Annotated in this window: 15 protein-coding genes and 1 pseudogene; 11 read left to right on the top strand and 5 right to left on the bottom strand. The window is 73.1% G+C overall.

Translation table 11 applies throughout. The features are described 5' to 3' along the window. Positions 1 to 36: 36 nt before the first annotated feature. Positions 37 to 1,002 carry a GIY-YIG nuclease family protein gene (locus tag HLI28_RS08395; protein ID WP_171247068.1) on the top strand — a complete coding sequence of 322 codons (966 nt, stop codon included), beginning with the start codon at positions 37 to 39 and terminating at the stop codon, positions 1,000 to 1,002. Positions 1,003 to 1,045: 43 nt separating this feature from the next. On the opposite strand, the gene HLI28_RS08400 is transcribed toward HLI28_RS08395, so the two are convergent. Next, positions 1,046 to 2,740: an ATP-binding protein gene (locus HLI28_RS08400; protein ID WP_171247069.1), complete on the bottom strand. Its 1,695-nt coding sequence runs from the start codon at positions 2,738 to 2,740 to the stop codon at positions 1,046 to 1,048. A 308-nt stretch (positions 2,741 to 3,048) separates the two neighbouring features. Between HLI28_RS08400 and HLI28_RS08405 the strand changes: the two genes are divergently transcribed. The 3 genes and pseudogenes from HLI28_RS08405 to HLI28_RS15950 all read left to right on the top strand — a co-directional run bounded on the left by HLI28_RS08405 (position 3,049) and on the right by HLI28_RS15950 (position 4,767). Then, on the top strand, positions 3,049 to 3,720 hold the full coding sequence (locus tag HLI28_RS08405; protein ID WP_171247070.1) for a hypothetical protein: 672 nt from the start codon (positions 3,049 to 3,051) through the stop codon (positions 3,718 to 3,720). Positions 3,721 to 3,731: 11 nt separating this feature from the next. Further along, positions 3,732 to 4,112 (top strand): annotated as a pseudogene (locus tag HLI28_RS15945) (DUF1016 N-terminal domain-containing protein); the annotation flags it as partial. 256 nt (positions 4,113 to 4,368) lie between these two features. Beyond that, positions 4,369 to 4,767: a PDDEXK nuclease domain-containing protein gene (locus HLI28_RS15950; protein ID WP_343035734.1), complete on the top strand. Its 399-nt coding sequence runs from the start codon at positions 4,369 to 4,371 to the stop codon at positions 4,765 to 4,767. 15 nt (positions 4,768 to 4,782) lie between these two features. Here HLI28_RS15950 and HLI28_RS08415 read toward each other — a convergent pair whose 3' ends face one another. Further along, a complete protein-coding gene (locus HLI28_RS08415; protein WP_171247071.1) occupies positions 4,783 to 6,072 on the bottom strand; it encodes an ATP-binding protein in 1,290 nt (429 codons plus the stop codon). A 129-nt stretch (positions 6,073 to 6,201) separates the two neighbouring features. Between HLI28_RS08415 and HLI28_RS08420 the strand changes: the two genes are divergently transcribed. The 7 genes from HLI28_RS08420 to HLI28_RS08450 all read left to right on the top strand — a co-directional run bounded on the left by HLI28_RS08420 (position 6,202) and on the right by HLI28_RS08450 (position 15,757). Beyond that, a complete protein-coding gene (locus HLI28_RS08420; protein ID WP_171247072.1) occupies positions 6,202 to 7,797 on the top strand; it encodes a DUF2142 domain-containing protein in 1,596 nt (531 codons plus the stop codon). A gap of 57 nt (positions 7,798 to 7,854) precedes the next feature. Further along, positions 7,855 to 8,802 (top strand): glycosyltransferase family 2 protein, encoded by a 948-nt coding sequence (locus HLI28_RS08425; RefSeq protein WP_171247073.1) that lies wholly within the window; start codon positions 7,855 to 7,857, stop codon positions 8,800 to 8,802. Further along, positions 8,799 to 9,986: a glycosyltransferase gene (locus tag HLI28_RS08430; RefSeq protein WP_171247074.1), complete on the top strand. Its 1,188-nt coding sequence runs from the start codon at positions 8,799 to 8,801 to the stop codon at positions 9,984 to 9,986. Before HLI28_RS08425 ends, HLI28_RS08430 begins: the two co-directional genes overlap by 4 nt. Further along, positions 9,983 to 11,764 carry a methyltransferase domain-containing protein gene (locus HLI28_RS15525; RefSeq protein ID WP_171247075.1) on the top strand — a complete coding sequence of 594 codons (1,782 nt, stop codon included), beginning with the start codon at positions 9,983 to 9,985 and terminating at the stop codon, positions 11,762 to 11,764. Before HLI28_RS08430 ends, HLI28_RS15525 begins: the two co-directional genes overlap by 4 nt. Then, complete coding sequence (locus tag HLI28_RS08440) at positions 11,761 to 12,501, top strand: methyltransferase domain-containing protein (protein ID WP_171247076.1); 741 nt, start codon at positions 11,761 to 11,763, stop codon at positions 12,499 to 12,501. Before HLI28_RS15525 ends, HLI28_RS08440 begins: the two co-directional genes overlap by 4 nt. Before the next feature lie 238 nt (positions 12,502 to 12,739). Then, positions 12,740 to 13,408 (top strand): LuxR C-terminal-related transcriptional regulator, encoded by a 669-nt coding sequence (locus HLI28_RS15955; RefSeq protein ID WP_171247077.1) that lies wholly within the window; start codon positions 12,740 to 12,742, stop codon positions 13,406 to 13,408. A gap of 75 nt (positions 13,409 to 13,483) precedes the next feature. Then, positions 13,484 to 15,757 carry a trypsin-like serine peptidase gene (locus tag HLI28_RS08450; RefSeq protein WP_171247078.1) on the top strand — a complete coding sequence of 758 codons (2,274 nt, stop codon included), beginning with the start codon at positions 13,484 to 13,486 and terminating at the stop codon, positions 15,755 to 15,757. A 59-nt stretch (positions 15,758 to 15,816) separates the two neighbouring features. On the opposite strand, the gene HLI28_RS08455 is transcribed toward HLI28_RS08450, so the two are convergent. Genes HLI28_RS08455 through HLI28_RS08465 form a run of 3 tightly spaced genes read right to left on the bottom strand, consistent with a single transcriptional unit; the run spans position 15,817 to position 19,903 of the window. Continuing rightward, entirely contained in the window at positions 15,817 to 16,806 is a 990-nt protein-coding gene (locus tag HLI28_RS08455; RefSeq protein ID WP_171247079.1) for an LCP family protein, read from the bottom strand. Then, positions 16,803 to 18,428 carry a glycosyltransferase gene (locus HLI28_RS08460; protein ID WP_171247080.1) on the bottom strand — a complete coding sequence of 542 codons (1,626 nt, stop codon included), beginning with the start codon at positions 18,426 to 18,428 and terminating at the stop codon, positions 16,803 to 16,805. The genes HLI28_RS08455 and HLI28_RS08460 overlap by 4 nt, the downstream gene beginning before the upstream one ends. After that, the gene (locus HLI28_RS08465; protein WP_171247081.1) at positions 18,425 to 19,903 is read right to left on the bottom strand and encodes a glycosyltransferase family 4 protein; all 1,479 of its coding nucleotides are present in this window, start codon (positions 19,901 to 19,903) and stop codon (positions 18,425 to 18,427) included. The genes HLI28_RS08460 and HLI28_RS08465 overlap by 4 nt, the downstream gene beginning before the upstream one ends. Positions 19,904 to 19,908: the final 5 nt, after the last annotated feature.

The raw sequence follows: 19,908 nt of genomic DNA on the forward strand, positions 1-19,908 counted from the left end.
TGCCATTCTGAGGTCTGAGCGTGAGGGAGCACGTCGATGGTGCGTCGTTCGCCGGGGTATTTCGGTGTGAAGTGGGAGGCTTCGTCGAGCAGCAGTCTCGTGGATGCTCTGGGCTCGCGGAGCAGGTGCGGGATCTACCGTCTGCGTTTCGCCGACGGGACGGCCTATGTCGGTCAGGCGATCGATGTCGTCCAGCGGTACAAGCAGCACGTCAAGGACTGGAATCCGCTGGAGATCGTGGGCCTCGACTTCCGCGTCGAGAAGCGGGAGGACCTGAGCCAGCGAGAGCTGGAGACGGTCTGGTACTTCGAGGGCGCGGGCAACCTGCGCAACAAGTTGTTGATGACGCTCTCCGATGGTGAGGGCTGCGCACTGAACGACGTCGTCCGACCGGAGGATCAGGACGCATGGGTACGAGGGGGCGAGGTCTCGTCGGGCGTGCAGGGGAACGCCGACGTCGGTTCGGAGCATGCGCCTTCGACCAAGCTGCGACGCCTGTTGGACCGCGAGGACTGGCCGGAGATCAGGGCGTTCTTGTCGACCTTCGTCCGGTCAGCGGTGATCGCTCCCGAAGCTACGGCAGGTCGGTTCTGGAGCGTCGAGCCGCTGCCGCGGGCCCGGCGTGACAATACCCTCGGCCGTGAGCTGGCCCGGGTGCATTTCTATGGGCTGGACGTCCTGTCAGTCTTCGAGGTTCGGTCTCGACAGGGCGAACGTCTCGTCGCCAACGCCATCGTGGCCGAACCGGAGCTGAACGGGTGGGGTGAGCGCTGGAAGTGGCTCGTCACCGCGTTCAAGCTCTCCTCCTATGCCGGCGAGGGCAAGGGGCTGGGCTACTACCAGGACGTGAACTTCACGTCCCACCGGTCGATGACGGAGTTCTTCGAGCAGGTGCAGCTGCTGCGTGCCGCACGGGTGATGACACTTGCGCGGATGCGCCGGGGTGCCATCCAGACCAAGGGGCACACACCGGAGCTGTTGCGTCAGATCCTCGAGGAGTAGGTGTTCCCCAAGGGTGCCTCCCGTCGTCCCGCGATCCCGGTCGTCAGCGGGAGGCGGTCCGTGAGGGTGCCGACAGCACGTAGTGAAACCCCTTGCCCCGGCGAGAGGGCCAGGCGGGCTCGACGAGGCCCTCGTCCTCGAGGATGCGGAGGGTTCCCCCGACGTTGGTGGGGGATGCGTCGACGAGCCCTCCGAGCTCGGTGGAGCTGATGCGTCCGCGTTCCCTCACGTAGTCCCGGGCGATGGTCTCGCGGCGGGGTATCGGCCGGGTGTACGCCAGCTCCTGGTCGAGGTCGGAGAGGCGCTCCCGCGCGGCGGACGTCAGTGTCCACACAGGGTCTGCGGAGTCAGGAACACCGTTGAGCCTCTGGACCAACGGTCGTCCTCCGACGGAAGCGCGTGAGAGTCGGGCGAGGACTCCTGAAGCCCGTTCGACGGTGTCCTGGATGAGACGAGAGCTCTGTAGCGGGTCGGTCCATCGACGATCGACCAGCTGTCGCAGGACGAGCAGAGTGTTGACGTCGTCGGACTGCTCGATCGGTTCGACCTCGTCGAGCCAGGCGACGCACGGTTCGTCCACCTCCTCGGCGATCAGCGACGCCCGAACGTTCGGTCCGCTGATCTCCTCGATCTGCGGCCGGGGGTGGCCGCGTCGAATCATCTCGCCGATCATCCGGTCCACGCCCACGCCCTCTCTCTCAGCCACGCGGAGTGCCGCGAGGAGCTCGCTGAGGGCACGGTTCCGTGACCTGGACGGGTGCGTGATGATGTTGTCCGGCGTCACGCCACCCACGAAGCCGCCGGGGCTCGTGACGCGCAGAGACCGGCCGACCTGCTCGACAAGGGTGGGCTCCGGGCTTGCCCACTCGCGATGGGCGACACCGTTGACGACCGCCTCGCGTGCGGCGCGCAGGGGGATCTCTCGCTGCTGCCCGATCACGAGCCCTCGTCGGACGTGCACAGCCGGCGTGTTGGCCTCGAGGGCTGCCAGCAGCTCGCCGAGCTCTTCGAGCAGCGACCGGTCGCGGCGTCGCACTCGGGTCAGGCTGTCGCCGCCCTGGTGCTCACGCTTGACGTAGTCGAGACACGGGTCCCCGCGGCCGACGAACGCGATGACGCCGGCGTTGGTGAGGTATCCGTCCGGGGTCACAACATTCAGCCGGCGGAGCAGGTCGAGGTCCGGCTGTCGTGCGAGCTCCGCTGCGTGCGGCTCTGTCGAAGCCAGCAGCATGTCCCGAGCCTGCTGCACGGCGCCCGGTCGGACCTGATCGGCGGTGACGGTCGACGGGTCGGAAGACCAGTCGTAGTGCAGGGCGGCCATCCGTTTCGCATGCCAGGTGTGGGGATCGACGTCGACGCAGTTGGCACCCACGCGCCATCGGATCCGGCCGTCGACGCGGATCGGCTCCAACGCCTGAGGCGCAAGGACCACCAGGAGCCTGGTGCCGCGACAGGTGCGGACCCCGATGTCAACGGTGAGAGACCGGCTGCTCAGTTCCCACAGCCGATGGCGCAGCCAGTCGGCATCGAGCTCGGTGCCGATCAGGTCGCCGTCGTCGGAGACGCCGACGATGAGCGCTCCGCCGCCGGGAGTGTTGGCCATGCAGGCGGCCGCAGCGGCCAGCTCCCTGGCTGCCAGTTCGTTGTTCGCTAGTCCGGGTCCGACCGCGCCGCTCTTGTCCCGGCGGCCGTGTTCTTCCTTGAGGTCGACGACTTGTCGCTCGACGCTCTCGTCCACGGGGCGGCCGTCGTCGAGGGCGTCGAGGATCGAACGCACGGCGATCTGGACCGGGCTGTCGTCGAAGAGTGTGTTCATCGGGCCCCGCTCACCTCGATCATAATTAACAGGTGTGTTAATTATAGGAGAGGCGGCCGGGAGGCGTGAGGTATAGGCAAGTGGCGCCGTCACGAGTCGGCGTGCCCCGACCCCTGCCGGACCATCGGCGTCATGCGCTAGTGTGACGCCCACCACAACCGAAAACGGCCCCGGCGAGTGCGCCAACACTCGTCCGAGGCCTGACCACGTCGAGAGAACGGACCTCTCTGATGGCTACGGCCGACGATATCAGCGCGCCCCCGCCACCCCCGGTGCGCCTCAACGCCTATGCGCCGCTGTGGCGCCTCGTCGACGCCCTGGCCGCCGCCGGCTGGGGTGACCTGCGCGACGCCCCGCAGAGCGTGCGCAGCTACCTGCTCGCCCTGGCCCGGCTCGCCGACGCGCGCTCGGCCGTCGTCGAGACCACCGACGCCCAGGCGGCCGAACGCGCGGGAGTCTCCGTGCGCACCGTCATCCGGGCGCGTACATGGCTCCAGCACCGCGGCGTCGTGGTGATGCTCCGGCGCGGTGCCCGGCAGGGTCTGCGCGGCGTGCCGTCCCTGCTGCAGGTGCCCAAGCGGGTGCTGGTCGCGCTGCTGCCCGCCGCCCGACGTGCGAAGGACGCCCGCGCCCGACGTCGGGCCGCCCGGCCGGGCGGAGCGCCCGGTCTGCGCGTCCCCAACCTGACACGGTGGCAGGCTTTCCCCTCCTGGCGGAGGAAGACGGCGCCGCCCGCCGCGCCGCCGTCGTCGGGCGCTCGACGACGCCCGTCGCCCGTCCAGGAACGCCTGCGTGCCGAGGCCGCAGCGGCCTCCGCGCACCCGCCGCGCGCCGCGACGATCGCCGCCACACGGGCGGCGGTGCGCTCCCTGTCGGTGGCTGCCGGGAGGGTAAGCGCGTGACCGGAACCGAGATGGACAACGACCCACCGGGATACGTGGAGCTGCTCGCCGATCTCAAGGCACGGGTGCGCGGGACACGTTTTCGAGCGGCGCGTGCCGCCAACACGGAGGTCCTGAGGCTGCACTGGTCGATCGGTCGCGACATCCTGCAGCGTCAGCAGGAATCCGGGTGGGGGAGCAAGGTCGTCGATCGCCTGGCCGCCGACCTCAAGCGCGAGTTCCCCGAGCAGAGAGGCTGGTCACGCCGCAACCTGCTCTACATGCGCAGGGCCGCAGAGGTCTGGCCGACCGAGACTGAATTTGTGCAACAGGCCGTTGCACGATTGCCGTGGGGGCACCTCACCGTGCTGCTGGACCGACTCGCCACACGTGAGGAGCGCGACTGGTATGCCGACAGAGCGGGCGCCGAGGGATGGTCCCGCGCCGTCCTCGAGCACCAGATCGCGATGGACCTGCGCGGTGCCCTCGGAGCAGCGCCGTCCAACGTCGCGGATGCCCTCGTCGGGCCGGACTCCGAGCTCGCCCAGCAGCTCGTCAAGGACCCGTACGTGTTCGAGCACCTCGCCTTCGCCTCGTCGCAGCGGGAACGTGACATCGAACAGGCCCTGATGGACCGTCTGCAGGACGCTCCTGGAGTTCGGGCGCCACATGGCCCTCGTCGGCAGGCAGTACCGGCTGGTGCTGGACGACGGCGCCGAGTTCGTCATGGACCTCGTGCTGTTCCACACCCGGCAGCTCCGCTACGTCGTCGTCGAGCTCAAGGTCTCGTCGTTCGAGCCGGGGCACCTCGGGCAGCTCGGAGCCTACGTCGCCGCGGTCGACGACCAGCTCCGCGATCCTCAGATCCACGCGCCGACGGTGGGCATCCTGCTGTGCACCGGCAAGAGCGGTGCCACCGTCCAGTACTTGCTGGCCTCCACGGCGGTGCCGGTCGCCGTCGCCGACTACCGCGGGTTGCCGGCTGATGCCCGTGCGGCGTTGCCCAGCGAGGTCGAGCTCGAGGCGATCGTCGACGCCGAGCTGCGGGGGCGGGCGGACGACACGTAGGCACAGCGCCCCGGGTCAGGGGCCGAGCATCCTGACGGGGATCACGTGCACTCCGTCCTCACGGCGACGGTAAGCGATGCCGCCGTTCGTGATCACGGCGGCGAAGGCCGGCTCACCGCTGCGTGAGGTGTCGACCTTGTCGCGCAACGTCGTGAGGCCGTGGGCGGCCCGATCGATCGTCTCCGGGCGGGAGCCGAGCTTGACCTCGATGGCCGCCCACCGACCGTCCGGCAGCTCGACCACCACGTCGGCCTCCAGGCCGCGCTCGTCGCGATAGTGCAGCACGCGTCCACCGAGCGGCTGGGCGTAGACACGGAGGTCTCGGGTGACCAGAGACTCGAAGAGGAACCCCAGGGTCTGCAGGTCCTCCGTGAGCGGCCCGGCATGGATACCCAGGGCTGCTGCTGCCAGGGCGGGGTCGACGAAGTGCCGCTTCGACCGTGACGCGACACGTGTGCGCGACCGGAGGTGCGGGGACCATGCGGGCTGGTCCTCGACGATCCTGAGCCGCCGCATGGCGTCGAGGTGCTCGGTGGCGGTCGCCCGGTGGGTCGCGTCGGCGCCCGAGTCCGGGTCGCCCTCGCGGACGTCCCTGGCGATCGTGGCGTCCCCGGCAAGAGTGGCCACGTTCCGGGCGAGGGAGCGCATGACACGCCACGCCTTGTCCGGGTCGCGGCGGATGCGCGACACCTGCGGGATGTCGTAGTTCCGGATGATGTCCAGGTAGTCGCGATTGGCGCGTGCTGCGGCACGAACCGGCTTGTCGACGTTGGTGGGCCATCCGCCCCCGACGACCCGCTCGGCGATCTCGTGGACGGCGTCGGTCGGATTCCAGGCGCTGTCGTACCCGTCGGCATCCGCGCCGTCGAACAGGCCTACCAGCGACACCTCACCGCTGGAGTGGCCGCTCTCGGCGAGGGCCATCGGCCGCATCTCGATGATGGTGAAGCGTCCGGCACCGCTGTGACGGCGGATGTCGTCGTCGGGCGTCGAGGACCCTGTGAGGATGAACTGCCCCGGGTGCTCCCGCCGGTCGACCTCACGGCGGACCAGGTTCCACAGGTCGGGCGCCAGCTGCCACTCGTCCAGGAGGACGGGGGCCTCGCCCCGCAGCAGCAGCGACGGATCCACCTCGAGGGCGGCGGTGATCCGCGGATCGGCCACGTCGTCGAGGTGGACACGCGTCCCCGCGACCCGGTGGGCCGACGACGTCTTGCCGCAGGCCTTCGGCCCCTCGACGAGCACGGCTCCAGCGGTCTGCAGGCCGTCGGAGATCTCCTCGTCGACGACGCGCGGTCGGTACATGTTGCGCCTCCCACCAGCGGTCCTGGCCTCAATGTACACCTGCCGCAGCCTTTCGATCAGCACTTTACGCAGGTTTCCGGTGGGCAGCTGTCGCAGGCGACACCGTCGTCCGCCTGCCACAATGACGCTGTGACGCGAGACACGCCGTCGGCCGAGCGTGCCTATCGCCGCACCCTCGCCCTGCTGACCCTCGTCGTCGCCCTGTGGTCGGCGGCCTGGGCGGTGCTCACCCCTGGCTTCCGGTCGCCCGACGAGCAGAACCACCTCAACAGCGCCGTGCGCATCGCCTACGGCGGCGGGTGGCCGCCGCCGGGGGAGGCACGGTTCGCGCCGGTGACGGAGCAGGCCGTCGAGGAGGCCGCCTACCCGGCCGACCTGCCCGGACGCTGGCGGTACCGCCCCGACGAGACCCAGTTCGTCGATCTCACACCCGTCCCGGCCGACGAGCGCGTCCGCATCGACGTCGGCAACGCGCTGCCCGCGCCCGGCAGCAACGCCACCGTCGACCAGATGACGCAGCATCCGCCCGCCTACTACGTGCTCGGTGCCGGCGTCCTGCGCCTCACCGGCACGGCCGACGCCCGGTGGGACGTCGCCCTGCTCGCGTTGCGCCTGCTCGACGTCGCCCTGCTCACCGCGACGGTGCCGCTCGCCGCCGCGACCACCCGCCGGCTGACGGGGTCGCGCTCGGCCGCGCTGCTCGCCGCCCCGTTCCCGCTGCTGATCCCGCAGGTGGGGCACATCATGGGCGCCGCGAACAACGACGCCCTCGTGGTGCTCACCGGCGCCGGCGTCACCTACCTGTCCGCCCGCGTCGTCACCGGGGACCAACGCTGGCGCACCGCCGTCGGCCTGGGTCTGGTGCTCGGGGTCGGCCTGCTGACCAAGGTGATGCTCGCGTTCGCGATCCCTACCGTCGTCGCCGCTTACCTGCTCGCCCCGGGGCCGCGCTCCCGGCCGCGCGCCGGCCCCCCGGTGCTCGTCCGCAGCGGGCGGGGCCTCGTCGCCCTGGCGGTCGCCTTCGTCGTCGGGGGCTGGTGGTGGGCCCGCAACTGGATCGTCGACGGTGCCGTGCAGCCGGTCGGGTTGCCGCGCGACTACGACGGCATGACCCGGGTGCCGGCGGACCAGGTGCTGGAGGAGGCGCTCGGCCGCACCGCCCAGGCGTTCTTCGGCAACCTGTCCTGGCTGGAGATCCACCTGCCCGGCACCTTCGTCGCGACCGGCTCGACGGTGCTGGTCGTGGCGGCACTGATCGCCGTCGCACTGCCCGGGGCGCGGCGCGGGGCCGTGACCGTCGCGCTGCTGCCGCTCGCGCTGGCCGCGGGCGTCGTCGGCAACGCGCTGCAGGGCTGGTCCGAGACCGGCGTGCTCGTCGCCCTGCAGGGCCGCTACGTGTTCGGCGGTCTGGCCGCGCTGGCGACGCTACTCGCCGTCGCCCTGTGGCAGCTCTGCCTGCGCCGCGAACGCTGGACCGCCGTCGTCGTCCCCGGGTTCACGACGCTCGCCGTCGCGGCCGGTGCCGCGGGACTGGTGTGGGCGTTCGGGGCGATGTACCGCGGGCCGGGGGAGTCCGCGGCACAGGCGTGGGAGCGCTGGGCCGCGTGGAGCCCGTTGAGCGGCACCGCGATCGTCGTCGTGCTGGCGGTCGTCGCGCTCGGGTTCGTCGCCGGGCTGGTCGCCGCGTGGCGGTGGTACCCCGCCGCGCGGGACCTGCGTGGCTAGACTCGCGCACGTCAGCGCCCTGGCGCTGCCCACCGCCGTCGGACCGGAGAGGGCTCGATGAAGCTCGTCGTGCAGATCCCCTGCCTCAACGAGGCCGACACCCTCCCGCTCGTGCTGGCGACCCTGCCACGCGAGGTCGACGGGTTCGACGAGGTGGAGTGGCTCGTCATCGACGACGGCTCCACCGACGGCACCGCCGACGTCGCGCGCAACCTCGGCGTCGACCACGTGCTGCGGCACACCGCCACGATGGGGCTGGCCCGCTCCTTCCGCGACGGCATCGACTTCGCCCTGGCCCACGGCGCCGACGTGGTGGTCAACACCGACGGCGACAACCAGTACCCCTCGAACCGGGTCGGGGACCTCGCCGCGCCGATCCTCGCCGGCGAGGCGGACATCGTGGTCGCCGACCGCCAGACCGCCACCATCGAACACTTCAGCCCGTTCAAGAAGCGCATGCAGCGCCTCGGGTCGCGGGTGGTCAGCGCCGCCGCGAACACCTCGCTGCCCGACGCCGCCAGCGGGTTCCGCGCCTACTCGCGCGCCGCGCTGCTGCGCCTGAACGTCATCACGCAGTTCAGCTACACCATGGAGACGATCATCCAGGCGGGCAACAAGCACCTGCGGATCGTCTCGGTGCCGGTGGTCACCAACGCCAAGACCCGCGAGTCGCGGCTGTTCCGCAACATCTGGCAGCACATGGGGCGCTCCGCCCGGGCGATCGTGCGCAGCTCGATCATGTTCCGCCCCCACCTGGTGTTCCTGACCCTGGCCGCGCTGTTCTTCCTCGCCTCCGCGGTGCCGGCCGTCCGGTTCCTCGTGTTCTTCGCCCAGGGGGAGGGCGACGGGCACGTGCAGTCCCTCATCTTCGCCGCCGCGATGCTGGTGGGCACCCTGCTGTGCCTCGCGCTGCTGGTGCTGGCGGACCTGCAACGCACCAACCGCATCCTCGTCGAGGACACCCTGGAGCGGGTCAAGAACCTGCAGTACGGGCGCGACACGTGATCGTCGCGTTCGGCACGTACGACGCCGCCCGGCACCCCCGCACCGGCGTCCTGATCGCCGGCCTGCGCGCGCACGGCCATCGCGTCGACGAGCTGAACCGCCCCCTCGGGTTCTCCACCGCCGAGCGGGTGCGCATGCTGCGCCAGCCCTGGCGGCTGCCGCTGCTGGTGGTGCGCCTGCTGACCTGCTGGCTCGCCCTCGTGCGCGACGACGTCGCCCACCGCCGCGCGCACGGCGCCCCGGACGCGCTGCTGGTCGGCTACCTCGGCCACTTCGACGTCGTCCTGGCCCGCCTGCTGCACCCCCGCACCCCGGTGATCCTCGACCACCTCGTCTTCGCCGCCGACACCGCGACCGACCGCGGCGCCCGCGGCCTGCGCGTGCGGCTGCTGCACGGGCTGGACCGGCTCGCGCTGGCCTGCGCCGACGTCGTCGTCGTCGACACCGACGAGCACCGCGCGATGCTGCCCGGGGGCCTGTCCGCGCCGACCGACCGTGGCGGCGCCCGCCGGATGCGGCAGGCCGTCGTCGTGCCCGTCGGGGCCCCCGAGGCGTGGTTCGCGCCCGTGCGCGACGGCGGTACGTCCGACGAGGGCACGTCCGACGACGGCACCCGGGACGACGCCGAACCCCTGCGGGTCGTGTTCTTCGGTCTGTTCACCCCGCTGCAGGGGGCCGTGGTCATCGCCGAGGCGCTCGCCGACGCCCTGCCCCGCGCCGCCGCCATCGGCCGCCCGATCACCGCCACCCTCGCGGGGACCGGCCAGGACCACGAAGCGGCCCGTGCCGCGCTCGCCGGCGTCCCCGGCGTCACCTGGCACGACTGGGTCGACGCCGGCGACCTGCCCGGGCTCGTCGCCGACCACGACGTCTGCCTCGGCATCCTCGGGGCCACCCCCAAGGCGCTCCGCGTCGTGCCCAACAAGGTCTTCCAGGGCCTCGCCGCCGGCTGCGTGGTCGTCACCTCCGACACCCCGCCGCAGCGCCGCCTGCTCGGCGACCACCTCGAGCTCGTCCCTGCCGGGGACGCCGCGGCCCTGGCCGACCGGCTCGTCGCGCTGACCGACCCGGCCGAGCTGGCCGCCGCCCGGACCCGTGCCCACGCCGGGCGGGACGCCGTCCGGCCCGCCGCCGTCGTCGGCCCGCTCCTCGACGCCCTCGCCGCCCGCGGGGTGCGGCCGTGACCGGCACGCCTGCCGGCCGCACGGACGTCGCCGGTGCCGGACGCCCCGGCGCCGCCGCCCGTCTGTTCGCCGTACTGCGCTCGCCGTGGGTGCGCTGGGGGTTCCTCGTCCTGGCGCTGGCGCTCGCGGTGTACGCCGTGGTCTCCGTCCGGGACGAGCTGGCCGACGCCGCCACCGCGCTGTCCGCCGGCCGGCTCGGCGCGGCCGCGCTGCTCGCGGTGCTGTTCGTCGGCTGCACGCTGCTGTCCTGGCGGGCCGTGCTGGCCGACCTCGGCTCCCCGCTCGGGCTGCGCACCGCCGTCGCCGTGTTCGGCATCAGCCAGCTCGGCAAGTACGTGCCCGGCGGGGTGTGGAACGTCGTCGCCGCGGCCGAGGTCGGAGCCGACCACGACGTCCCGCGCCGCCGCACGGTGACCGCCACCGCGGTCGCCACCGGTGTCGGGCTCGTCTCCGGGGCGGTCGTCGGCGTCGTCGCGCTGCCGTTCCTCGCCGTCGAGACCCTGCAGGGCTGGAGCTGGGTGCTCTGGCTGCTGCCCGCCGTCGTCGTGCTGCTCCTGCCGCCCGTGCTGAACCGGCTGCTCGACGCGGCGCTGCGCCTGGCCCGTCGCCTCCCGCTGGAGCACCCGCTGTCCTGGCGGGGCCTGGGGGCCGCCGCCGGCTGGGCCGTGGCCGGGTGGCTGCTCGCCGGCGGCCAGGTGTGGCTGCTCGCCACCGGTCTCGGCATGGCGAGCGACGTGCGCACCGCGGCGCTCGCCGTGGGCGGGTACGCGCTGGCCTGGATGGTCGGGTTCCTCGTCGTCGTGGTGCCCGCCGGTGCCGGGGCCCGCGAGCTCGTGCTGCTCGCCGTCCTCGCCGGGGCGCTGCCGCACGCCGAGGTGCTGCTCGTCGTGCTGGTCAGCCGGGTCCTGGTCACCCTCGCCGACCTGCTGTTCGCGGGCCTCGGGGCGCTCGGGCGCCGGCCCGCCGGGGTGCGATTCGCCCCGCTGGCGCCGCGGGCCTGGTTGCGCTGGGACGTCGTGCGGCGCCTGCTGCCGGCCACCCGGTCCACGGTGCTGGAGATCGGCTGCGGGCAGGGCGGGTTCGGCATGCGGATCGCCGTGCGCCACGACTACACCGCCGTCGAGCTCGACGCCGACTCCTGGCGCGTCGCGCGCGAGCGCGTGGCGGCCGTCGACCCGGACGCCCGGGCGCTGCACGGCAACCTGACGGTGCTGCCGCCCGAGGAGAGGTTCGACGTCGTGTGCGCGTTCGAGGTGAGCGAGCACGTCGAGGACGACGCCGCGGCGCTGGTCGAGTGGGCCGCCCGGGTGCGCCCCGGCGGGATGCTGCTGCTGTCCACCCCCGCCGACCCCGACCGGTTCGGCCCGTGGGACGAGATGGCCGGCCACTACCGCCGCTACGACCCGGACGACCTGCGGGAACTCCTGAGCGCTGCCGGGCTGGCCGACGTCGTCGTGCGCCGCTACGACGCCCCGCTGGGGTACCTGCTCGAGGCCGTGCGCGACCGGCTCGCCCGGCGTCAGCCGGTCCGCGTCGTCGCGGAAGCGCCGGCCGGCGCGGCCGGACCGGCCGGTGCGGCGGCGTCGGACCCCGGGCTCGCGGCCCGCACCGCCGACTCCGGGCGCCGGCTGCAGCCACGGGCCCGGCTCACCGGGATCGCGACGGCGGTCGGCACCTGGCCGTTCCGGCTGCTGCAGCGGGCCCTGCCGCACGCCGGGACCGGGCTCGTCGCCGTCGGCACCCGCCCGCCGGACCCCGAGCACAGGAGTGACCCGTGAGCACGAACCTGCCGCCCCTGACCCTGTTCGGCGCGCTGCGCTGGGACGTGGTCCGCCGCCGGCTGCCCGCCTCCGGTGTGCGTGTCCTGGAGGTCGGGTGCGGTCAGGGCGCCGTGGGCGTGCGTCTGGCCGCCGCCGGGTACGACTACACCGGCGTCGAGATCGACCGTGCGAGCGCCGAGGTCGCCGACGCCCGGCTGGCCGGCGCCGGACTGCCGGGACGCGTCGTGCACGGGTCGGTGGAGTCGGCGGGGCTGGCCGGCGGGTTCGACGTGCTGTGCGCCTTCGAGGTGCTCGAGCACCTCGCGGACGACGCCGAGGCGCTGGCCTCGTGGCTGCCGCTGCTGCGCCCGGGCGGGCTCGTCCTCGTCTCGACCCCTGCCTGGCAGGCACGGTTCGGCCCCATGGACACCGCCGTCGGGCACCACCGCCGCTACGACCCGCCGCAGATGCGCGAGCTGCTGCGCGGCGCCGGGCTCACCGACATCGGCGGCCGGCTCTACGGGATGCCGTTGGGTTACGCGCTCGAGGCGGTGCGCAACCGGGTGGCTGAGCGCCGACTGGCGGCCGACGGCACGACGACCGCCGAACGCACCGCGCGTTCCGGGCGGCTGTTCCAGCCGTCGTCCGCCGCGACAGGAGCGGCGGTCACGGCCGCCACCTGGCCGTTCCGCGTCGCCCAGCGGGCGTTCCCTCGGACGGGTCCGGCGCTGGTGGCCTGGGGCCGCCGTCCCTGACCCCCGTGGCGTTGTGGGCATGAAATCTGCAGCTCCGCAGGGGGCCAGACCTGCAGATTTCATGCCCACAACGGGCGGAAGGGGCCGGGGTGCGCAACGCCGGGCGGACGGGCCGGGGTGCGCAACGCCGGGCGGACGGGCCGGGGTGCGCAACGGGCCGACGGGTGAATCCCGCTGCGAGGTCCGCTCTCCGGTTGCCGGTCGGCGAGACGCTGATTACAGACGTCTCATGCCGAGTGTGCCCCGAGCAATCACGCTGGTGAGCCCCGAGGGCGCGACCCTCGGCCATGCTCTCGCGGCCGCGCTGGCCAGCCGCGGCTGGACCGTCATGATGCGGCGTACCGAGGGTGTCCTGCCGGACCTCGGCGGACAGGACGTCGTGGTCCTGGTCGAGGACGACCACGGCAACTGGACCTGCCGGCGGCCCCTCGCGGTCGGTCGGTCCTGGATCTGCATCGGATCGGTGCGGTCGCTGCCCGGCCTGCTGGCGATGCAGCGGCGTGGAGCCGTCGTGCTCAACCAGTCGGCCCCGATGCTGACACTGGTGTGCCACGTCGAGACGGCCGTCACCCGGGCGGCGCCCGCCGACCTCGCCGTGGCCGCGCTGACGCTGCGGCGCCGGTTGGCGGAGCGGGACGGGCTCAACCTCCTCACGAGCACCGAGGACGCGATCCTGCGGGCGATGCTCGCGGGAGCCAGCGCCGCGCAGATCGGTCTCCATCGGCACGCCTCGGTGAACACCGTCCGGACCCACATCAAGGCCGTGCTCGCCAAGCTCGGCGTCCGGTCCCAGCTCGAGGCCGTCGCCGTCGCGCACCGTGCGGGGTGCATGGAGTGGTTGTTCGACGCGATGGTGAAGTTCACCAATTCTGGTGACGACGACCTCGTGTGCGGCGGCCGACAGTGAAAGGGACAGCGACCTTCGTCGGATCGCGCAACCCCTCCGGCACCGGTCGACCATCCCGCACACCGGAGGACTGCCGTGCGACAGGACGTGAAGAACCCCTCGTCGACCCTGCTGAACACCACCGTGGTGGGCCAGCCCTGGGCGGACGCCTACCAGGTCGGTGCCGGCGTCGACGCCGTGACCGGCCAGCTGCGCAGCTCGGCGATCGAGAAGCCGACGCTGACCCCGAGCAAGAACCAGCGCACCGAGTACAGCTACGCCCTCATGGAGTCCCAGAAGGACCTCGAGCAGCTCGTCGAGACCTCCCTCAAGGGCTCCTACAACATCGAGGGGGTCAAGACCTCGGCGAGTACGTCGTTCCTGGAGAAGGTCGTCGTCTCCGAGCTCGCGGTCACGATCGTCGCCGCGATCTCCGTCGAGGACAGCGAGTACTCGCTCGCCCCCGACTACGTCCTGGCCGTCACCCCGGGCCCGGACTTCCGAGAGCGGCACGGCGACTACTTCGTGGCCGGCTACCGGGCGGGATCCTCCCTGTACGCGGTCTACCAGTGCCGGTTCTCGTCCACGGAGAAGCGGCAGGAGTTCGCCGCCGCGCTCTCCGCCGAGGTGCCCGACGTCCTCAGCGCCGAGGGCAGCGTGGCCTTCCAGAAGGTCGCCAGCTCGCACGAGGCTCGCGTCAACGTCGACGTCGTCGTCGACGGGGTCCGGGGCACTCTGCTGCCCCCGAAGGACGGGTGGACCCCGGGGACGATCATCTCCGAGGTGATCCCCTGGTTCATCGAGAACCTGGTGCCGGTGCCGCTGGAGAGCTACCTCGAGCACTACCGGATGATCGACCCGGAGATCTCCGGCGAGGTCCCGATCGCCCCGTCCGTGTTCGCGGACCTCAGCTATCTCTACTCCGCCTTCTGGGTGGCGCGGTCGCGCGAGCGAACCTGTCCCGCGTTCGGCAAGGGACTCGTCTCCGGACCCTTCGAGCGGCTGCGCATCGACCTCGAGGCGCACCAGGCCTCGCTCGCCACCGACCCGGAGTCGGTCCGCAAGTACACGGGTGACGTCGAGGACCTGCTGGGCACCCTCGACGAGATCGACAACCGGCAGGCCTTCTACTCCCAGGTCGTCAAGGCTGCCGCCACCGAACCGGCGAAGGGGCACCGCATCGACGCAGACAAGGGCACCGTCCGGTGGGGGTACGGCTTCCAGGCCGGCACGCGCCCCGGCGTGGACGTCAGGAGCGAGAAGTTCGACTACAAGGCGGATGCCAAGGCCTTCGGCTGGCAGGATCACGGGTTCACCTACCGGAACACCTCCCGCGTCGTCGTGGGCTGGGACGTCGTGTGCCAGTGGAACGACTTCGGCGGCGACTGGGAGAAGCGCAGCGACCGGATCATCGGTCGCGACGGCGGCACCGTCTGGGTCAAGAGCGACTACTGGCGCAGCTGCTACTGGTCCGTGACGTTCCACACGGTCGATGCCTCGCTCTACCCTGTCGGTCCCTGGACCGCCGACGCGGTGCACTCCTCGGGGTTCACGGTGCACGAGGCCCCCCAGGTGACGCCGGTCGAGGAGTACTGGACCGCCGAGCGGATGCGCGCCGCGACACCCGTCGACCGCTCGACGGCCCACGAGGGTGCCCTGGCCGTCGCCGTGCGTCCTCAGGACGTGGGGCCCAGCGAGACCGTGACGGCCGAGGCGACCACGACGCCGGTCGCCGCGTTCGGGGAGTACCCGGCCCGGACCGTGGGCAAGCTGTTCTTCGTCATGGGCGACCAGGACTGCGTGGCCTCGGGTGTCGTGGTGCACCGGAGCGGGATCATGACCGCGGCCCACTGCCTGGTCATGGACCACGAGGCGCACAGCCTGGTCTTCGTGCCGGCCTACATCGACGGCGAGGCGCCGTACGGCCGCTGGCCCGTCCCGACCGTCGCGTGGCCCGACGCGTGGCCGCAGGGACGGTCCACCGCCGACGACCTGGGTTTCGGCCGGGTCGCGACAGCACCCGACGGGACAGAGATCGGGGACGTGGTGGGATGGGTCGGCATCACCACGCGTCCCGACGTGGGTCGGTGGGACGACGTCGGCTACCCCGCTCAGGCGATCGCGCAGTTCCCGTTCGACGGGCAGCGGCCGTGGCAGAGCTCGGGTGCCCGGCTCGCCTCGGACGAGGAGCGCATCGTGGCCAAGGCGGACGACCTCACCGCCGGCGGCAGCGGCGGGCCGTGGTTCGCGTCCGACGACGCGACGGCGGTCAACGGAGTGTTCAGCACGTACAACACCTCGGAGCACATCGTGTGGAGCCCCGAGTTCGCTGAGTGGGTGCTGACCTTCTACCGGCACTGCTTCGGCTGACGGGACCGGGGGGTCCCTGGTCCCCGGTGCCGCGGGCGGACCGTCCGCGGCACCGGGGATCAGGGCGCGTAGTCGGTGCCGTACTCCGCGACGTACTCGTCCATCGTGTCGGTGCGCAGCGCCTCGCCGAGGGCCGCCGTCTGCGCCTCGTCCACGAGGTTCACCGACGCCCCGTCCACCGTGCCGAACCCGGTGATCGGCACCATGAGGCCCACCACGTCGTCGCGGGTCAACGACGCGGCCAGCGGGACCAGGTCCACGAACTCCTCCACGCCGAGGTCACCGGTGACCTTGACGTTGTTGAACATCAGGGCCACCAGCTCGGCGACCGCCGTCGGGTCGTCGGACGTCTCGGCGATCCGGTCCATCATCCCGATCACCGCCGCCCGCTGCCGCTCCGTGCGGTCGAGGTCGCCCAGCGGCAGCCGCTTGCGCTCGCGCACGTAGATGAGGCCGTCGGTGTTCTCCAGCGTGATCCGGCCCTCGGGGAAGTCGACCACGCGCCCGGTCGAGAGCACCTCCACCGTCGAGCGGTGCTTGTTGTCGACCTCGAACCCGTCCAGGGCGCGCGTCAGGTTGATGAACCCGGTGAAGTTGGTCTGCATCGCGCCGTCGATCTCGACACCGCCGAGCAGCCCCGAGGCGGTGTCCATCAGCGTCTGCGTGCCGCCGCGGGCGAACGCCGAGTTCATCTTGCCCTCGCCGAGCCCCGGGATGTCCACCCACATGTCCCGGGTGAACGACACCAGGTACAGCGCCGACCGGTCCGCGGGGACGTGCGCGAGCATCATCGTGTCCGCGTTGCCGGACAGCGAGGACGCGTCGCGCGAGTCGGTGCCGATGAGCATGATGTCGTGCGCCCCCTCGCCGAGCGGGTCCTCCCGCTCCGGGGCAGGCACCGACTGCTTGGGGGCCGTGCTCGGCTCGGGGCGCACGGTCTCGGTGGGGGCCTGCTCCGCGGTCGTCGAGGCGTCGGTGCACCCGGCGAGCAGGAGCACCCCCGCGGTCGCCAGGGCGGTCAGACGCGCCAGGCGCGAACGGGGAGTCATCCGAGGTCCTTCCGGTTCGAGGTGGCGGCGCCCGCCGCCGCGGCGTACGCCAGGTCGTAGCGCGCCACCAGCTCGCGCCAGGTCCGCCCGGCCGCCACCGCCCGACCCGCCGTCACCTGCGCGGCCCGGGCGTCGTCGTCGGTGAGCAGGTGCTCGACGGCGCCCGCCCAGGCCGCCTCGTCGTCAGGCGTCACGAGCAGTGCCGCCGGGTCGCCGCCGTCGACGGGGGAGCAGACCTCCCGCAGCGCCGGCAGGTCGCTGGCGACCACCGGACGGCCCAGGGCCATGGCCTCCACCGGCTTCAGCGGCGTCACCAGGCGGGTGACGCGGTCGGGCCGTCGCGGCACCAGGACCACGTCCAGGGCGGCCAGGTAGGTGTGCGCGACGTCCCGCGGCACGCGGCCCGGCATCGTGGTGTGCTCGGCGATCCCCAGCTCGGCCGCGAGCCGCAGCAGCCTCGGGCGGGCCACGCCGTCGCCGACCACGAGCGCGCCGGCGTCCACCCCGGCGTCCCGCAGCCGGGCGACCGTGCGCAGGATCGTGTCGATGCCCTCGTAGCCCACCACCGAGCTCACCGTGCCGAGCAGGTACCGGGGGCCGGTCAGCCCCAGGCGCTCGCGGGCCGCGCGCGGGTCGAACGGGTCGGCGTCGAGCAGCGCCTCGTCGACGGCGTTCGGCACGACGGTGATCCGGTCGGTCGGGACCCCCCGGGCCGCCAGCTCGTCGCGCATCGTGCCGCTGAGCGTGACCACGTGGTCGGCGGTCCGGGCCAGCTCGGTCTCCTTGGCGCGGATCAGGGCGAACCGCTCGGACGCGGTCGCCGCCTCGCGCGCCTCCGCGGTCGGGTGCGACGCCGCCCACGTCTCCTCGGGCAGGCCGCGCACCTCGTAGACCCACGGCAGGCCGGCCCGGCGGGCGGCCTCGCGGGCCGCGGCTCCCGTGGTCCACGGCGTCGTCGCGTGCACGACGTCGGCCCCGGACCCTCGCACGGCCTCGACCAGCAGCGCGGTCGCGTCCTCGGCACGGCGGGCCGGGTCCGACGGCAGCGAGCGCGGGACCAGCCGGGAGTACGGCACGCCGTCGACGACGTCGGTCCCGCGGGCGCCCAGCGCTCCGATCGTCAGCGGGTATCCCGCCCGGGTGGTCGCCGTGACCCGGTGGCCGGCGGCGCGCTGGGCCGTGAGGATCGCGTGCGTGCGCAGCGTGTAGCCGCTCTGGGTGTGCGGCAGCGAGTTGGTCAGGTGGTGGTGCACGGCCACCGGGTGCTGCGGCGCGCGGGGCGTCGTGCCGCCGGCGGCTGCCTCGGCGGCCGGGTCCGGGGCGAGCGTGTCGACCTGCCCGAGCAGGGACCGGCGCACCCGTCGCGCCGTGCGACGCTGCGGTTCCGCGTCGCGGATCGCGGTGACGTCACCGGCCGCCCAGGCGGCGCGCAGCCGGCCCGCCGGCCCGGAGGTGCCGTCCCCGACGACGCGCTCGACGCGGGGGACGACGACGGCGCTGAGCCGGGCGGGCAGGCGGCGGCTCGCCTGGAGCACCAGCCAGGCGGGGTCGGTGACCAGGGCCCCGAGGACGAACGAGGCCGTGAACCGCAGGTTGCGCGCGAGCTCGGCCGCGCGGCTCACCGCGCGGTCCTCGGCCGCAGCTCCCCCTCGGGGGCCGGCCGTGACGGGGACGGCAGCGTGGCGCGCGGCGACACCGAGCGCGTGACCAGCACCTCGGGTCCGGCCGACGGGGCCGCGGGCGCGGTGCAGGCCTGGCACGGGCCGCGGCGGTCGGCGGTCGCGTGGTGCGCGGCGGCGTCCGTCAGGTGGTCGACGAGCTGGACGTAGTGCGCACCGAGCACGTCGTCGTCGGCGTTGGCCCGGACCCAGCGTGCCGCGGCCGCCGAGGCGGTCGGGGCCGCGCCGTCGTCCACCCAGGTGCCCCACAGGTCGACCAGGCCGTCGACGTCGCCCGGCATGACGACGGCGCCGGCGCCGGTGGTGGCGACCAGGTCGGCCGCCTCACCGGCGACGCAGGCGGTGGCGAGACGCCCCGAGGCCATGACCTCGTACAGCTTCGACGGGACCGTCCACTCGAGCGGCTCCCAGTCGCGCAGCGACACCAGCACCGTGTCCGCCCAGGCGTAGAGGTCGCGGATCTGCTCGTGGGGGACCGGGTCGCCCAGCACGACGGGAGCGTCCAGCTGATCGACCAGGCGACGGACGGTCCCGAGCTCGGCGCCGGTGCCGACGATCCGGACCTCGACGGCTCGGCCTCGGTCGCGCAGCCGGGCGGCGGCCCGCACGACCGTCTCGAGGTCCTGGGCCCGTCCGATCGTGCCGGCGTAGGCGGCGCGCAGGGGGCGGTGGTGCAGCGGGTGCGTGCTCTCCGGGCTCTCCGGGGAGGCGGTGGGCTCCGCGGACCCGGTGCGCACCGACTCGAACGACGTGCCGTTGCGCACGACGGCCACGCGTCGCACGCCCCGTGACCGCAGCACGTCGGCGAAGGTCTCGGTCGTGGTGACGACCGCGTCGGCCCGGCTCTGCAGGCGGCTGACCGTGCGGTGCACGACGGCGCGAGCGGCTCCCAGCACCCGGGCCTTGAGCGAGCGTCGGGCCCGGAACAGGCCGGCCGGCTCGATGAGGTCCGGCCAGGCGTCGCGCATCTCCACCACGAACCGGGCGCGCAGCAGGCGTGCCACGATCCAGGCGGCGAACATCGACGGGATGCCCGGGACGGTGCCCACCACGATGTCGGGTCGCCGGGCCGGGTGACGGAACAGGCGCAGCCCGAGCACGACCGTGCTCCACGCCGCCACCGCCTGGTCGACGGAGCGGGAACGGAGCCGGTTCGTGTGCTCGCGGAACCGGGTGCGCACGATCCGCTCCCCGTGCACCCCGCGGCTGACGCGGCCGGGGCGGTACTCCGGCAGGTCCGCGAACAGGCGACCGCTGGGGTAGTGCGGGGGAGGGGTCAGGACGGACACGTCCACGCCGGCCTCGATGAGCCGGGGGGTCAACGAGCCCCACCGTCGTTGGGGTGCGCCGTGCTCGGGAGCGTAGTGATGGGTGACCAGCAGCAGATGTCGCCGCGACCGTGTCGTCGTGGAGCTCATCCGTC

The organism is Isoptericola sediminis (assembly GCF_013085345.1).
Lineage (GTDB): Bacteria > Actinomycetota > Actinomycetes > Actinomycetales > Cellulomonadaceae > Isoptericola > Isoptericola sediminis.

Bases quoted from the DNA above. Each gene is read 5' to 3' on its own strand.
- HLI28_RS08395 (WP_171247068.1), top strand. From the start codon at position 37: ATGGTGCGTCGTTCGCCGGGGTATTTCGGTGTGAAGTGGGAGGCTTCG.
- HLI28_RS08405 (WP_171247070.1), top strand. From the start codon at position 3,049: ATGGCTACGGCCGACGATATCAGCGCGCCCCCGCCACCCCCGGTGCGC.
- HLI28_RS15950 (WP_343035734.1), top strand. From the start codon at position 4,369: ATGGCCCTCGTCGGCAGGCAGTACCGGCTGGTGCTGGACGACGGCGCC.
- HLI28_RS08415 (WP_171247071.1), bottom strand. From the start codon at position 6,072: ATGTACCGACCGCGCGTCGTCGACGAGGAGATCTCCGACGGCCTGCAG.
- HLI28_RS08425 (WP_171247073.1), top strand. From the start codon at position 7,855: ATGAAGCTCGTCGTGCAGATCCCCTGCCTCAACGAGGCCGACACCCTC.
- HLI28_RS08455 (WP_171247079.1), bottom strand. From the start codon at position 16,806: ATGACTCCCCGTTCGCGCCTGGCGCGTCTGACCGCCCTGGCGACCGCG.
- HLI28_RS08465 (WP_171247081.1), bottom strand. From the start codon at position 19,903: ATGAGCTCCACGACGACACGGTCGCGGCGACATCTGCTGCTGGTCACC.